Here is a 14582-nt window from a genome sequence, read left to right as displayed (position 1 = left end):
CTCAACGGCCGAGGCGCAGCCCGGCCGCCCGGACGATGCCGGTGAATTTCTCCCGCTCAGCCATCAGGAAGGCGCGGGTTGCCGCCGGCGTGCCGGGCTCGGCCGGGTCCACGCCCGCCTGGGCCAGTCGCGCCGTCGCCACGGAATCCGCCAGCACCCGGCGGACCGCGGCGGCCAGCGTCTCGGCCAGCTGCGGCGGCAGGCCGCGCGGCGCCACCAGCACGTTCCAGGTCGTCACCTCGAAGCCCGGCAGCCCGCTCTCATCCAGCGTCGGCACATCGGGAAAGAGCGGATGGCGCTTGAGCGAGGTCACGGCGAGGCCGCGCGAAAGTCCGTCGCGCAGATGCGGCGCGACCGAGGCCAGCACCTCGAGCGAGTAATCCACCTCGCCCTTGGCCAGGGCCTCCATCACTGCCGAGCCTCCGCGATAGGGCACATGCTCCGCCCGCAGCCCGCCGGCGCGGATCTTCAGGTATTCCCCGGTCAGGTGACCGATGCCCCCGGCGCCGCTGGTCGCCCAGGTCATTTGCCCCGGCGCCGCGCGTACCGCGGCCAGCAGCGCCCGCACGTCGCGGTAGGGCGACTGCATCGGCACCACCAGCACCATCGGCCCGCCGCCGACCAGGGCGATGGGGGTGAAATCCTCGACGGGGTCATAGGGCGTCTGCTCCGGCAGCGCCGCCGGGTTGGTGCCGAGCGCCGAGGCGCTGGCCAGCAGCAGGGTATAGCCATCCGCCGACCGGTGCCGGACCCATTCGCTGCCGACCGAGCCGCCGGCCCCGGCGCGGTTCTCCACTACGATCCGCGCCCCGGCTCCCAGCAGCGGCGCCATCCGCTCCGCCAGGATGCGGGCGGCGATGTCGGTGGAGCCGCCGGCGAGGAAGGGCACCACCAGGCTGATCGGCCGCTCCGGCCAGGACGATTGGGCACCGGCCGGGGTGGCCAGCAGGGCAGGGGCGGCGAGCAGGGCGCGACGGCCGAGACGCATGGCGGGTTTCCTTCCCGGAGAATCTTGCCCACCGGCATGCCCCGTATGCCGCCGCAAGGCAATTCGCGCCCGGCATGCCACCCGAGCGGCATCGGCGCGTTGCCGATCACAACTCCTTTCGACCCGGTCCCGATCCGGAGAACGCCGATGCCGTCCCAGTCTCAGCCCAATCCGATCCTCGCCACCTTCGCCGCCGCCGGGGCCGCGCTGCTCCTGCTCACTGGGCGCAGCGGCCGCGTTCCCCAGCAGGTCGAGCGCCGTCCCGACGACGCTGGGTCGGCCCGGCGTGGAGCGGCCGCCGCCGGCGACCGCGGCCACAATGCCGAGCGGCCGGAGCAGATTCCGGCGCGGGGCTGGTGGGACATCCTCAAGCGCACCGCCGGCCAGATCTCCGAGGACCGGGTGCTGACCGAGGCGGCGGGCATCACCTTCTACACCCTGCTGGCCCTTTTCCCGGCGATCGGCGCGCTGATCTCGATCTACGGCCTCTTCGCCGATCCGGCCACGATCGGCGAGCATCTCCGCGCCATCTCGGTGGTGGTGCCGGAAGGCGGCATGCAGATCATCGACGAGCAGGTGAAGCGCATCGTCTCCAAGGGCGGCGCCAGCCTTGGCTTCGGTGCGGTGCTCGGCATCGCCACCTCGCTCTGGTCCGCGAACCAGGCGATCAAGGCCTTGGTCGATGCGCTGAACGTCGTCTATTCGGAACATGAGCGGCGCGGCTTCATCCGCCGCACCGCCATCACGCTGGCCTTCACCCTGTGCGGGATCCTGTTCGTCCTGCTGGCGATGGCCGGCGTGGTCGTGCTGCCGGTGGCGCTGCGCTTCCTCGGGCTCGAGGGCGGGTTCATGGGCACGCTGCTCGGCCTGGCGCGCTGGCCGGTGCTGGTGCTGGCGATCGGCCTCCTGCTCGCGGTCCTCTATCGCTACGGGCCGAGCCGCGATACGGCGCAATGGCGCTGGGTGAGCTGGGGCAGCGCCGTCGCCGCCTTCGGCTTCCTCGCCTTCTCGCTCGGCTTTTCCTACTACGTCACGCATTTCGGCAACTACAACGAGACCTATGGCTCGCTCGGCGCCGTGGTCGGCTTCATGACCTGGATCTGGCTCTCCTCGACGGTGGTGCTGGCCGGCGCCGAGCTGGATGCCGAGATGGAGCACCAGACGTCGCGCGACACCACCACCGGGCCGGAGCGCCCGATGGGCGCCCGCGGCGCGAAGATGGCCGATACGGTGGCCTGATTTAAGCCGGTGCCGCCACTCGGTACTGCGCCGATGGCGCAGTACCGAGACAACTCGATCAGGCCGCGTCCCGGACCGCCCCGACGGCGGCCGGGGCCGGTCCGCCGGCCATCCAGTCCAGCAGCTCCACCGTATGCACCACCGGCAGCGTGTCCCCGCCGAGCTGGGTGAGGCAGCCGATATTGCCGGCCGCGATCAGGTCGGCCCCGGTGCGGTTGAGGTTGCCGAGCTTGCGGTCTCGCAGCTGCGCCGCGATCTCCGGCTGCAGCAGGTTGTAGGTGCCGGCGCTGCCGCAGCAGAGATGCGGCTCCGCCGGTTCCCGCACCAGGAAGCCAGCCCGGGCCAGCAGCTGCTTCGGCGCCGCCGTCACCCGTTGCCCGTGCTGGAGCGAGCAGGCGGCGTGATAGGCGACCGTCAGCCCCGGCGGCTCCCGGCTCGGCGCATAGTCGAATTTCACCAGCGCTTCGGAGACATCCATCGCCAGGGCGGCAACCTGCGCGGCCTGCTTCGCCTCCGGCTCCTCGCGGAGCATGAAGCCGTAATCCTTCACCGTCGTGCCGCAGCCCGAGGTGTTGATGACGATGCCGTCCAGCCCCTCGCCCTCGATCTCGCGCATCCAGGCGGCGATATTGGCCCGCGCCAGGCGCATCGCCGGGTCGTGCTGGCCCATATGGTGGTCGAGCGCGCCGCAGCAGCCCTGCTCCCGGGTGATCACCACCTCGATCCCCATCCGGGTCAGCAGGCGGATCGTCGCCTCGTTGATCGAGGGGGCGAGGACCTGCTGGGCGCAACCGGTCAGCAGGGCGACGCGCCCCCGCCGCTCGCCCTCCGCGCGATGCACCTGCGGCGCCTGCATCGGGCTCGGCGCCGGCAGGGCACCGGGCGCGAGGCGCAGCATCGCTCGCAGCCGCTGCGCCAGCACATGCCCGCCCGGGATCAGCCCGGCCAGCGGCCGGCCGAGCCGGGCGCCCGCCATCGCCGCCCGGAACCGCTTCGGATAGGGGAGGATGCCGCTGAGGGCCCGGCGCAGCACCCGCTCATGCCAGGGCCGGTCATAGGTTTCCTCGATATAGTGCCGGGCATGATCGACCAGATGCATGTAGTTCACGCCCGAGGGGCAGGTCGTCATGCAGGACAGGCAGGAAAGGCAGCGGTCCACATGCCGGACCACCTCCTCGGTGGCGGGCTTGCCCCCCTCCAGCATGTCCTTGATGAGGTAGATGCGCCCCCGCGGGCTGTCGAGCTCATCGCCCAGCAGCACGAAGGTCGGGCAGGTCGCGGTGCAGAAGCCGCAATGGACGCAGGTGCGGAGAATCCCGTTGCTCTCCCGCGTGTCGGGATCGCGCAGCTGCTCCGGCGAGAAATGGGTTTGCATGACGCAGATATAGGCCCGCGCCAGGGGTAGGGACCAGGGGCCGGGCTACCGGGGCGTCGGCCGGCCGCGCGCCTCGGCGACACCGTCGCGGATCAGGGCCTGCATGGCCTGGGCGAGGCAGTCGTTCAGCCGGTCGGTCACCGCCACCCGCTCGGTCCGGCCGGCGCGCTCGATATCGATCAGGTCGTTATCGGCCCAGAAGCGCATCAGGTCCCAGCGCCGCAGCACCGGCACGCCATGGGCCGCAGCGGCCAGCCGCAAGGCGTCCCGATAGGCATCCACATTGGCATTGGCGCGGATGAAGCGGGAGAATTGCTGGTCCATCAGGATCGCATCGGCCCCGGCCGCCACCACCTTCGACAGGCCCGCATTCAGCGCCGTGACCATCTCATCCACATCGAGGCCGCGCACCGCCTCCGCCGTGCCGGCCTGCCACAGCACGAGGTTCGGCGGCGGGCCCTGGTGCAGCTCGGCCTCGATGATCGCCTCGGTCTCGGCGGTGGTCAGGCCGCGGGCGCCGCGGGTCACCACTTCGAGCTTGAGGCGCGGGACGCGTGCGCGGATGCGCGCCTCCAGCCGGGCCGGCCAGGCGGCCGGCGGGCCGCTGGTGCCGGGGCCAAGGACCGAGGCGCTGCCGACGACGAGGATGCGGAGGCTGCCGGCGCTGGCGGCGCGGGCGGTGGCGGGCAGGGCGGCGCTGGCTTCCAGCAGCTCCGGCGGGGCGCCGCAGGCGAGCGCCTCGGCCCGCGCTGCGGCAGGGGCCAGCAGCGTGGCGCAGAGCAGGAGGATGCGGCCGGCGCCCGCGATCATTCCGCCTTTCATGACATAGTGGTAGTGGACGGGACAGGGGGCCGCAAGGGATCGGCAGCGCTGGCCGGCGCATGGCGTGGCGCCTCGCCCCTCTCCCGCAGCCGGTACCAGGCGCCGATCACCCCGACCAGCACCAGCGCCCCGAGCCCCGCCAGGTTGACCAGCAGCTGCATCGGCCAGCGGTCGTCCATCTCCAGCGCCAGCCGCCCAAGGAAGGCGAGGAAGATGCCGGCGCAGAAGACCGGCAGCCCGTGCTGGCCCATCAGCACGAAGGGGGAGGCGGCCCGGCTGCGCAGCCAGCCGGCATCGCGCGGCACCGCATGGCCCACCAGATAGGCCATGGCGAGGATCGAGATCAGCCGGAAGGGATGCAGCCCGGTCTTGTCGATGGTGGTCAGCAGCTCGGCCAGCCGGGGCGGCGCCTCGGCCAGCCAGGCCTCGCCATAGTCATTGACGAAAACGATCGCCATGCCGATGAGCAGCGCCACCCCTGCGGCTGTCGCCAGCAGCGGATGAAAGGGCACCGCCGGCACCGGGCCGCGCCGCCCGCCGCGTGGCCGGGCATAGCCCAGCAGGCAGCCGGTGAAGAACAGCACCTGCCAGGCCAGCGGGTTGAAGAACCAGCCGCCACCGGTCCAGTTCGGCAGGTTGAGATTGAGCAGCCGCACCACGAAATAGAGCAGCGCGGACACCGCCATCAGCACCGCCGGCCGCCGCAGCAGCGCCAGCGCCGGCACCAGCAGCAGCAGCAGCACGATGTAGAGCGGCAGGATGTCGAGGAAGGCCGGCTGGAAGCGCAGTAACAAAGCCTGAAGAAGCGCCAGATAGGGTTGTTCCCCGAACACATCGAGATGCAGCTCGTCCAGATAGGCCGAGCTTTCCAGCGCCGCGGCGGAATAGCCGACCTGGGCGGTGAAGACGACAAAGAGGAAGATATGCGCCACGTAGAGGGTGCTGACGCGGCGGATCAGCACTGCCGCGGCGAAGGTCCAGCCGCGCCGGTCCAATGCCGCCCCATAGGCGATGCCGGCCGCATAGCCGGCCAGCAGCACGAAAGCCTCCGTCGCATCGCAGAGCGCAATGTTCCGCAGGGTCAGCCCGCCCAGGCGGTTGCCGGGAATATGATCGATCAGGATGAACCAGAGGGCGAGGCCACGGAAGGCATCGGCCCGGAGGTCGCGCCCGCCCTGCCCGCCCGGCCCATGCTGCAGGCCCCGGATCAGTTGCCGCATCGCCACCTCCGGCCGGAGAGATGCCCATGGTCCGGCCGGGGCGCAAGCCGGGCGGATTGGGGGCTGGCGCGCCGCCGCCGCTTGCGGCAGCCTCCGGCCATGCGCCGGTTCATTGCCTTGCTGTTATGCAGCCTCGCCTTCGCCGCCCCCGCCGGGGCGGGGGAGCCCTGCCCGAGGGCGCCGACCCAGCTTCTCTCCCTGCCTGCCACCCGGGCCGCCCTGGCGCATGGGCGGAAGATCACGGTCATCGCCTTCGGCTCCTCCTCCACCGAGGGATCGGGCGCCAGCGGCCCCGACCGTGCTTATCCGGCCGTGCTGGAGGGGCTGCTGCACACCGCCCTGCCGGAGGCCCGGCTGGTGGTGCTGAACCGCGGCCGCGGCGGCGAGGAGGTGGAGGAGATGATGGCCCGGCTGGAGACGGATGTGATCGCCACCCGGCCGACCATGGTGATCTGGCAGGCGGGGGCCAATGCGGTGCTGCGCGGCATGGCGCCGGCGGCCTTCCATGACGCCATGGCGGATGGGATCGACCGGCTGCGGGCCCGGGGCATCGATGTGGTGCTGATGGACAGCCAGCGGGCGCCCCGCATCGTGAAGGCGCCGCATTTCGAGCGCTTCGACGAGGCGCTGCGCGATCTCTCCGCCCGGCTGCATGTGCCGCTCTTCTCCCGCGCCGCGCTGATGGCGGCCTGGGAGGCGGATGGCACCCCACCCGCCGCGGTGATCGGCCCGGACGGGCTGCACCACAATGACCGCGGCTATGCCTGCCTGGCCGGGGCGCTGGCCCAGGCAGTGGTTAATGCCGCCGGGCCGCCGCGGATCGCGGGGCGCTGACCGAGCCTTAAGCCGCCCGCATCCGCCCCGGGTTGAGGATGCCCTTCGGGTCCATCACCGCCCGCACCCGGCGGCCGATTTCGGCCAGGGCCGGGGCTTCCTCGGGCAGGACCGGCACTGCCGCCCGCAGCGGCTCCGGCGCGCGGAAGAGGGTGAAGCTGCCGCCGGCGGCGCGGGCCGCCGCCATCACCCGGCCATGCGCCGCCTCGGTCGCCGGCCCGGCCAGCCAGACCAGCCCGCCGCCCCAGTCCAGCAGCGCCTTATCCAGCCCCGCCGCAACTGCCACCCCCGGCCCCGCGCTCGGCTGGACGGAGACGCGCCAGATCGCCTCCTCCGGCGCCGCGTCCAGCGCTTCGGCATCCCGCACCCGGCGCCAGAGGGCGCGGCTCTCCTCGCCCTCGACCAGGCTCGCCTCGCCGAAGCGGCCGAGCGCCTCGCGCAGCCGGCCGCACCGGTAGGCAACGAATTCGGCGAATTCCTCGATCCGCAGCAGGGCCCGGGGCGTCGGGCCTGGCAGCAGCGCCGCGCCGCTGACGCCATAGGGGCTGCCGAGCCCGGCCGAGAGCGCCTGCACCCCGGTCTCCAGATCCGGCACGGCGACCGAGACCGTCCCCTCCGCCTCCGTCGCCGGCAGGACCTTCAAGGTCACCTCGGTGATGACGCCGAGCGTGCCATGGGCGCCCGTCAGCAGCTTGCAGAGATCGAGGCCGGTGACGTTCTTCAGCACCCGCCCGCCGCTGCGGAAGACCTCGCCTAGCCCGTTCACGGCGCGGATGCCCATGACATGGTCGCGCATCGCGCCGGCGCTGATGCGCCGCGGGCCGGAGAGGTTGGTCGCCACCAGGCCCCCGATCGTCGCCGGCTCCGTCGCGCCGAACAGGCCGGTGAGGTCGGGCGGCTCGGCGATCACCTGCTGCCCGTGCTCGGCCAGCGCCGCCTCGATCTCCGGGAGCGGCGTGCCGGCCCGGGCGGAGAGGATCAGCTCCTGCGGCCGATAGAGGGTGATGCCGGAGAGGTTCCGCAGTGAGAGCGTCCGCGCCGCCTGCACCGGACGCAGCAGGGCGCGCTTGGTGCCTCGTCCCTCGATCGCCAGCGGCTCGCCCGCGGCCGCGGCCTCGGCGACCGCAGCCGCCACCCCGGCCTCCTCGGCCGGCGCGATGAGCATGCCTTGCGGCATGCGTGGCTGATTCAGCCCTCCGCGGCCTTCGCCGTTCCTGGCATCGGACGCGCCGCTCATGCCGCCGGCCGCAGCGCCGGGTTGCCCTCGATCGGGAAGACCTTGGCCGGGTTCAGCAGCCAATCAGGGTCGAAGGCTGCCTTCAACGCCCGCATCTGGTCCAGTTCGAATGGGGTGAACTGCACCGGCATCAGGTCGCGCTTCTCGACGCCGACCCCATGCTCGCCGGTGAGGCAGCCGCCGACCTCGACGCAGAGCTTCAGGATATCGGCGCCGAAGGCCTCGGCCTTGCGGAAGCTCGCGGCGTCATTGGCGTCGAACATGATGAGCGGGTGCAGGTTGCCGTCGCCGGCATGGAAGACATTGGCGACCTGCAGGCCGTATTCCGTGCTCATCTCGCCGATGCGGCGCAGCACATGCGGCAGCTCCCCGGTCGGGATGGTGCCATCCATGCAGAGATAGTCGGGCGAGATGCGGCCGACCGCGCCGAAGGCGCCCTTCCTTCCCTTCCAGATCGCCAGGCTCTCCTCCGGCGTCTGCGCCACCTTGAGGCTGATCGGGTCAAAGCGGCTGCAGATCTCCTTCAGCTTGCCGAGCAGCATGTCCTGCTCCTGCTGGCTCCCCTCGACCTCGATGATCAGCATCGCCTCGGCATCCAGCGGGTAGCCGGCATGGGCGAAGGCCTCGCAGGCATGGATGCAGGGCTTGTCCATGAATTCCAGCGCGACGGGGATGATGCCGCTGGCGATGATCGCATCGACCGCAGCGCCGGCGATCTCGGTGCCCTTGAAGGCGGCGAGCATGGCCCGCTGCCCCTCCGGCGCATGGAGAATGCGGACCGTCACCTCCGTCACCACCGCGAGCTGGCCCTCGGAGCCCGTCAGCAGGCCGAGCCAGTCATAGCCGGCGGCATCCAGGTGCCGGCCACCCACCTCGAAGATCTCGCCCTCGATGGTGACGGCCTTGAGGCCGAGCAGGTTGTTCGCCGTGACACCGTATTTCAGGCAATGCGCCCCGCCCGAATTCATCCCCACATTGCCGCCGATCATGCAGGCGAGCTGGGAGGAAGGGTCGGGCGCGTAGAAGAAGCCGTCCCCGGCGATGTGGTTGGTGATGCCGAGATTGGTGACGCCCGCCTCCACCACCGCCAGGCGGTTGGCGTAGTCGACCTCCAGGATGCGGTTCAGCCGCATCATCCCGAGCACCACCGCATCGGCCAGCGGCAGCGCCCCGCCGGAGAGGCTGGTCCCAGCCCCGCGGGGGATGACGCGCACGCCGTTGCGGTGGCAGAAGCGGAGGATGGCCGCCACCTCCTCAGTCGTGCGGGGCAGCACGACGGCCAGCGGCGGCTGGCGATAGGCCGAGAGCCCATCCGTTTCATAAGGCTTCACCCGCGCCGGCTCGGTGATGACGCCATCGCCGGGCAGCAGGGCCTGGAGGCCGGCGAGGATCTCGGCGCGGCGGGCCAGCACATCGGGTTTCGGGGCGGGCAGGTCGATCACGGGGCGGGGTCCTCCATGGCCGGAAAATGGGCGGGAGGCGCGCCCTGGGCAAGCGCCGCGCTGGACGCGGCCGGTGCGGGACGCCACTCTCCGCCGCCTTTTCCTGCCCGGAGACCATCTTGTCCCGCTTCCGCATCCTCGCGCTGGCCGCCGGCCTGCTGCTGCTCGCCCCCGCCGCCTTCGCCCAGCTTCGCCCCGGCAGCTATGCGATCGAGGGGATCAACCCCGATGGCACCACCTATGAGGGTAGTTTCGAGCTGCGCGAGGGGCCGAACGGCGCCTGGATCGGCCGATGGCTGGTCGGCAATGCCCAGATCCTCGGCCTTGGCCTGATCCAGAGCGGCATGCTCGCCCTCGGCTTCTCGGCCGATGGCCGACCGGGGGTGGCGATCTACGGGGTGGAGCCGGATGGCAGCCTGCGCGGCAGCTGGACCAGCGGCGGCGGGATGGGGACCGAGGTGCTGAAGCCGAACTAGGCTGGCCCTGGCGGCGGCGGCCGAGGGTGCTAGGCTTCGGGCAGACCCCCTGAAGGGAGCACGTCCATGGCCTTCCCGCTGCCCGAGTCCAATCCCGAGGCGCTGAACCTCGACCCGCGCCCGCTCGCCCGGCTCTGCGCCACGATCGAGCGGCATATCGCCGAGGGCCATCATCCGGGCGCCCAGGTCGCGGTCGCGCGCCATGGCAAGCTGGCCCTGTTCCGCAGCTTCGGCGAGGCGCGGGTCGGCAGCCCGGCCTCGGCCGAAACGCTCTTCCTGATGTATTCCAACACCAAGGTGGTGACCGCCGCCGCGGTCTGGCTGCTGGCGGAGGAGGGGCTGATCCGCTTCTCCGACACCGTCGCCCAGCACGTCCCGGAATTCGCCGCGCATGGGAAGGGCGGCATCACCATCCTCCAGCTCCTGACCCATCAGGGCGGCTTCCCCTCGGCCATGGTGCCGGCGGAGTGCTGGGCCGACCATGCGCGGCTGCGGCGAACGGTGTCCGACTTCACCCTGGAATGGACGCCGGGCAGCCGGGTGCAATACCACCCGACCGCCGCGCATTGGGTCGCCGCAGTGCTGATCGAGGCCGTGACCGGCCAGGATTTCCGCGCCTTCATCCGGGAACGGATCATCACCCCGCTCGGTCTCACGCAGGAGATCGTCATCGGCATGGAGGCCGCGACCCTGCCCCGCGCCGCCGAGATCTATGACCCGAAGCAGGACGGCGCCTTCGTCCCGCGCGCCGCGGAGAACACCGCCGAGCACCATGCAGCCGGCATCCCGGGCGGCGGCGGTTACGGCACCGCCCGCGGCATGGCCGCCTTCTACCAGATGCTGGCCGGGGGCGGCGTGCTCGGTAGCACCCGCCTGTTCTCGCCGCGGATGATCGAATTCGTCACCCGCAATTTCACCGGCGACCGGATCGACGAGTATATGGGCATCCCGATGCATCGCGGCATCGGCCCGCATTCGCGCGGCGAGACGCCGGTGGCGCGTGGCCTCGGCACCATCGGCCATCCGCGGACCTTCGGTCATGGCGGCGTCGGTTCTTCCTATTGCTGGGCGGATCCGACCAGCGGCACCTCCTTTGCCTTCTTCTCGAACTGCCGGCAGACGGAGGTCTTCCACAACCAGCGCATGGATGTGCTCAGCAGCCTCGCCCATGCGGCGATCCTGCCGGAGTAGAGGTCCGCGCACGGAGAGGTGACCCCAAGCGGCAGCGGAGAAACCCCGTTCTCACCCTCGCGTCTGCTCCCAATGCAAGCCGGGAGCAGACACCCATGAATTCCGACAGCCTCATCGTATGGCTCTTTGCCATGACCCTGATCGTCGGGGCCGCGCTCGGCGTCTGGCAATGGACCCGGGTCAAGCAGGCCAAGCGCACCAACGAACATTCGGTGGCGACGACGCCCGAGGCCGGCCCGCAGCCGCGCGCCTGACGCGGGAAGCCTTGGGCTTCCTTCGGCGTCACCCGGCCAGGCGGTGCCGGGTCTTCATGCCGAGCCAATAGGAATAGGCGGCCAGCAGCGCCAGGAAGCCGATCAGGTCGAGCGGACCGAAGAGGCCTGCGCCATTCGTCAGCCAGAAGGCGAAGGCGACCTGGCCCCCGGCGATGACCAGGCCGAGATTGACCAGCGGCGGCATGATGCCGCCCATCAGTTCGAGCGACGGATGCAGGGCCGGCGGGGCTTCGCCGCGGGCGGCGGCCTGTTCCGCGCTGCGGCGGCGGCCGAGGGCGGACCAGACCAGCCAGACGGTGCCGGCGAGCATGAGCATGCCGGGCAGGTTGCGCATGGGGAGCCTCCCTATCCGTTGCGGCGCAGCTCCTGCTGCTGCAACCGCGTGAAGAGATCGACAAGCCAGGCCACACGCTCATCGAAGGACCGGGCCGGAGCGCGGCTGCGCATCCGTGGCGGCGGGGCGGCGGCGACGGCCTCGATGAGGTAGCGCGTCGCCTCCAGCGGCGGGGCGCCGACGGCCGGGCGCGGCAGCAGCAACGCACCGAGGCTGCGGGCGAGCAGCAGCGCCTTGCGTCGGCCGGGAACGGCGGCACGGCGGCTGACGCTGTCGAGCCCGTCGCGTTCCAGCACCCGACCGATCTCGGCATAGATGAAGCGGGCGGCGCCGATGCCGGGGCGGCAGGCAAGCGGCAAGCAGGCGATGCCGCCTTCCGAGCGGCGATACAGCGCATCGGCGGCGGCGAGCAGGCGCTGCACCACGGCGGAGAGCCGCGCATCGAAATGGGGCGCGGCGAGCCAGGCATCGGGATCGAGGCCGGCCTCGCGCATCCAGGCGCGAGGCAGGTAGAGGCGGCCGTTGCGGGCATCCTCCCCGACATCGCGGGCGATGTTGGTGAGCTGCATGGCGACGCCGAGGTCGCAGGCGCGGGCCAGCACCTCCGGCCGGCGCTCCTCCATCAGCAGCGCCATCATGGCACCGACCGAGCCGGCGACGCGGGCGGCATAGGCCTCGAGCTCGGCCAGCGTCTCGTAGTGCCGGCCGGCTTGGTCCCAGGCGAAGCCGTCGAGCAAGGCGGCGGGCAGGGCGCGGGGGATGGCGTAGCGGGCGACGACGGCGGCCAGCGCCCGGTCGGCCGGGTCCGGGTGCGGGTGGCCGTCATAGGCAGCGTCGAGCCGCGCATGCAGGGCCGCGAGAGCGGCGGGGCCGCCGCCCTCGTCGATCACGTCATCGGCGACGCGGCAGAAGGCGTAGAGCGCGGCGGCGGGTTCGTGGATGCGGGCGGGCAGCAGCTTGCCGGCGGCGTGGAAGCTCTTCGAGCCACCGCGCAGCAGGGCGCGGCAGGCGGCGAGGTCGGCGGCGGCGAGGACAGGCTTACGCCAGGGCGGAGGCATGCGGCACCACGCTGTCGAGGACCTTGGCGGAGGAGATGACGCCGGGGATGCCGGCGCCGGGATGCGTGCCGGCGCCGACGAGGTAGAGACGCTCCACCTCTTCGGAGCGGTTGTTCGGACGGAACCAGGCGCTCTGCGTCAGCACCGGTTCCAGGCCGAAGGCGGCGCCGTGGACGGCCAGCAGGTCGTCGCGGAAATGCTGCGGCGTCGTCACGCGGGAGGTGACGATCTCCTGCTCGAAGCCGGGCAGCAGCGTCTCGTGCAGGCGGCGGGCGATGCGCTGGCGGTAGGGCTCGGCCTGCGCCGCCCAGTCCTGGCCGCCGCCGAGATGCGGCACGGGGGAGAGGACGTAGAAGGCGTCGCAGCCGGGCGGGGCCATCGACGGGTCGGTCGCGGTCGGACGGTGGAGGTAGAGGCTGCAATCCTCGGCGAGGTGCTTGCGGGTGAAGATGTCGCGCAGCAGGCCGCGGTAGCGCGGGCCGAGCAGGATCGTGTGGTGGCCGACGGACTCGTAGCGGCGGCGCGTGCCGAAATACCAGACGAAGAGGCTCATCGAGTAGCGGGCGCGGGCGAGCTTCGCATCGGTCCAGCGGCGGCGCACCACGCCCGGGAGCAGCTTGCCGTAGGTCCAGGCGGCGTCGGCGTTGGAGACCACCACATCGGCGGGGATGGCCTCGCCGTCGGCGAGCGTCACGCCCGTGGCGCGGCGGCCGGTGGTCTCGATGCGGGCGACCTCGGCCCCGCAGCGCAGGTGCCCCCCCTGCCCTTCGATCAGGCGGACGAGGCCCTGGATGAGGCTGCCGGTGCCGCCCATCGCCCAGTGGACGCCCCAGCGCTGCTCGAGATGCGAGATCAGTGCGTAGATGCCGCTGGCGGCGAAGGGATTCCCGCCGATCAGCAGCGGGTGGAAGCTGAAGACGGTGCGGAGGCGCTCGTCGCGGAAATGGGCGGCGGCGGTGCGGTAGACGCTGCGCCAGGCCTGCAGGCGCGCGAGGCCGGGGGCAACCTTCGCCATGTCGGTCCAGTGGCCGAAGGGGACGTGGCCGAGCTGCTCGAAGCCGATGCGGCAGGTCTCGGCGCTGAGCGCCATGAAACGCTCGTAGCCGGCGAGGTCGCCAGGGTTGAAGGCGGCGATCTGGGCGCGCATCGCGGCCTGGTCGCCGGAATAGGTGAAGGTGGCGCCGTCGTCGAAGCGGATGCGGTAGAAGGGGTCGAGGGCGCGGAGGTCGATGTCGTCGGCCATGCGGCGGCCGCAGAGGGACCACAACTCTTCCAGCAGGAAGGGCGCGGTGACGATGGTCGGGCCGGCATCGAAGGTGAAGCCGTCCTGACGGTGGACTCGGGCGCGGCCGCCGGGCTCGGCCAGGCGTTCGAGCACAGTGACGCGGTAGCCGCGGGCGCCGAGGCGGATGGCAGCGGCGAGGCCGCCGAAGCCGGAGCCGATCACCACCGCATGCGGGCGCGCAGCTTGGGGCAGCAGGGCCGGGAGGCTCGGTGGCGCGGCGGGTGTAAAGTCGGGCATTGCGTGTGAGTGTAAACCTGTCTTGACGGAAACCACCAGTGCGGAGAGCGGGGCTTGCGACGAATTGCGGGGATGGTCGTGGCGCTGCTGGCCCTGGCGGCGATCGGGCTCGGCGGCTGGCGGCTGCATGCGGCGCGCGAGGGGGTGGTGGTGGCGCCGCTGGCCTTGGGGGAGATCCCGGCGCGGGTGTTTCGGCTGGCGGCCGAGACGGCGGGGCCGGTGGTGGTGCTGGCGCATGGCTTCGCCGGGTCGCAGCAGATGATGCAGGCCTTCGCCGTGACGCTGGCGAGGGGCGGGTATGTGGCGGTGACCTTCGACTTTCCCGGGCATGGGCGGAATCCGGTGCCGCTGGCAGGCGGGCTGAGCGATGACCGGGCGGCGGCGGGGGCGCTGCTGGCGGCGCTCGGGCGGGTGGTGGAGGCGGCGCGGGGGCTTGGCGATGGCAGGCTGGCGCTGCTCGGGCATTCGATGGCGGCGGATATCGCGGTGCGCTTCGCCTTCGGACGGGAGGATGTGGCGGCGACCGTCGCGGTCTCGGGCTTCGGGCCGGAGGTGACGGCGGAGCGGCC

At 71.9% G+C, this 14582-nt stretch carries 14 protein-coding genes and 1 pseudogene; 6 read left to right on the top strand and 9 right to left on the bottom strand.

The features are described 5' to 3' along the window. Position 1: 1 nt before the first annotated feature. Positions 2–988 (bottom strand): Bug family tripartite tricarboxylate transporter substrate binding protein, encoded by a 987-nt coding sequence (locus JMJ55_RS10205; RefSeq protein WP_202825425.1) that lies wholly within the window; start codon positions 986–988, stop codon positions 2–4. A gap of 147 nt (positions 989–1135) precedes the next feature. Here JMJ55_RS10205 and JMJ55_RS10200 point away from each other — a divergent pair, with 147 nt between their 5' ends. Beyond that, positions 1136–2227: a YihY/virulence factor BrkB family protein gene (locus JMJ55_RS10200; RefSeq protein WP_202825424.1), complete on the top strand. Its 1092-nt coding sequence runs from the start codon at positions 1136–1138 to the stop codon at positions 2225–2227. 58 nt (positions 2228–2285) lie between these two features. Here the strand turns inward: JMJ55_RS10200 and glcF are convergent, their stop codons facing one another. The 3 genes from glcF to JMJ55_RS10185 are packed head-to-tail and all read right to left on the bottom strand — an operon-like array spanning position 2286 to position 5644. Next, positions 2286–3602: a glycolate oxidase subunit GlcF gene (gene glcF / locus JMJ55_RS10195; protein WP_202825423.1), complete on the bottom strand. Its 1317-nt coding sequence runs from the start codon at positions 3600–3602 to the stop codon at positions 2286–2288. Positions 3603–3647: 45 nt separating this feature from the next. Further along, complete coding sequence (locus JMJ55_RS10190) at positions 3648–4412, bottom strand: GDSL-type esterase/lipase family protein (RefSeq protein WP_202825422.1); 765 nt, start codon at positions 4410–4412, stop codon at positions 3648–3650. Positions 4413–4420: 8 nt separating this feature from the next. Beyond that, complete coding sequence (locus JMJ55_RS10185; RefSeq protein WP_202825421.1) at positions 4421–5644, bottom strand: OpgC family protein; 1224 nt, start codon at positions 5642–5644, stop codon at positions 4421–4423. A 99-nt stretch (positions 5645–5743) separates the two neighbouring features. Here JMJ55_RS10185 and JMJ55_RS10180 point away from each other — a divergent pair, with 99 nt between their 5' ends. Beyond that, positions 5744–6478, top strand: coding sequence for an SGNH/GDSL hydrolase family protein (locus tag JMJ55_RS10180; protein ID WP_202825420.1), 735 nt, complete (start codon positions 5744–5746; stop codon positions 6476–6478). Between the two features lie 7 nt (positions 6479–6485). On the opposite strand, the gene JMJ55_RS10175 is transcribed toward JMJ55_RS10180, so the two are convergent. Together JMJ55_RS10175 and JMJ55_RS10170 are read right to left on the bottom strand one after the other, a co-directional pair. Beyond that, the gene (locus JMJ55_RS10175) at positions 6486–7655 is read right to left on the bottom strand and encodes an FAD-binding protein (RefSeq protein ID WP_236033552.1); all 1170 of its coding nucleotides are present in this window, start codon (positions 7653–7655) and stop codon (positions 6486–6488) included. Between the two features lie 56 nt (positions 7656–7711). Next, on the bottom strand, positions 7712–9157 hold the full coding sequence (locus JMJ55_RS10170; protein ID WP_202825419.1) for an FAD-linked oxidase C-terminal domain-containing protein: 1446 nt from the start codon (positions 9155–9157) through the stop codon (positions 7712–7714). Between the two features lie 119 nt (positions 9158–9276). Between JMJ55_RS10170 and JMJ55_RS10165 the strand changes: the two genes are divergently transcribed. From JMJ55_RS10165 to JMJ55_RS10155, 3 genes are all read left to right on the top strand, one after another. After that, on the top strand, positions 9277–9633 hold the full coding sequence (locus JMJ55_RS10165; protein ID WP_202825418.1) for a hypothetical protein: 357 nt from the start codon (positions 9277–9279) through the stop codon (positions 9631–9633). 66 nt (positions 9634–9699) lie between these two features. Beyond that, the gene (locus JMJ55_RS10160) at positions 9700–10824 is read left to right on the top strand and encodes a serine hydrolase domain-containing protein (protein WP_202825417.1); all 1125 of its coding nucleotides are present in this window, start codon (positions 9700–9702) and stop codon (positions 10822–10824) included. A gap of 95 nt (positions 10825–10919) precedes the next feature. Beyond that, complete coding sequence (locus tag JMJ55_RS10155; protein ID WP_202825416.1) at positions 10920–11078, top strand: hypothetical protein; 159 nt, start codon at positions 10920–10922, stop codon at positions 11076–11078. A 28-nt stretch (positions 11079–11106) separates the two neighbouring features. Here the strand turns inward: JMJ55_RS10155 and JMJ55_RS10150 are convergent, their stop codons facing one another. The 3 genes from JMJ55_RS10150 to JMJ55_RS10140 are packed head-to-tail and all read right to left on the bottom strand — an operon-like array spanning position 11107 to position 14013. Continuing rightward, the gene (locus JMJ55_RS10150; protein ID WP_202825415.1) at positions 11107–11433 is read right to left on the bottom strand and encodes a hypothetical protein; all 327 of its coding nucleotides are present in this window, start codon (positions 11431–11433) and stop codon (positions 11107–11109) included. A gap of 11 nt (positions 11434–11444) precedes the next feature. After that, positions 11445–12491 carry a phytoene/squalene synthase family protein gene (locus JMJ55_RS10145; RefSeq protein WP_202825414.1) on the bottom strand — a complete coding sequence of 349 codons (1047 nt, stop codon included), beginning with the start codon at positions 12489–12491 and terminating at the stop codon, positions 11445–11447. Beyond that, positions 12472–14013, bottom strand: coding sequence for a phytoene desaturase (locus tag JMJ55_RS10140; protein ID WP_202825413.1), 1542 nt, complete (start codon positions 14011–14013; stop codon positions 12472–12474). The genes JMJ55_RS10145 and JMJ55_RS10140 overlap by 20 nt, the downstream gene beginning before the upstream one ends. Before the next feature lie 72 nt (positions 14014–14085). On the opposite strand from JMJ55_RS10140, the pseudogene JMJ55_RS32055 reads away from it, so the two are divergent. Further along, a pseudogene (locus tag JMJ55_RS32055) lies at positions 14086–14541 on the top strand (alpha/beta hydrolase); the annotation flags it as partial. Between the last annotated feature and the right edge of the window lie 41 nt (positions 14542–14582).

It is taken from the genome of Belnapia mucosa, from assembly GCF_016775475.1.
Classification (GTDB): Bacteria; Pseudomonadota; Alphaproteobacteria; order Acetobacterales; family Acetobacteraceae; genus Belnapia; species Belnapia mucosa.
This window is presented reverse-complemented; position numbering and strand designations above follow the sequence as displayed.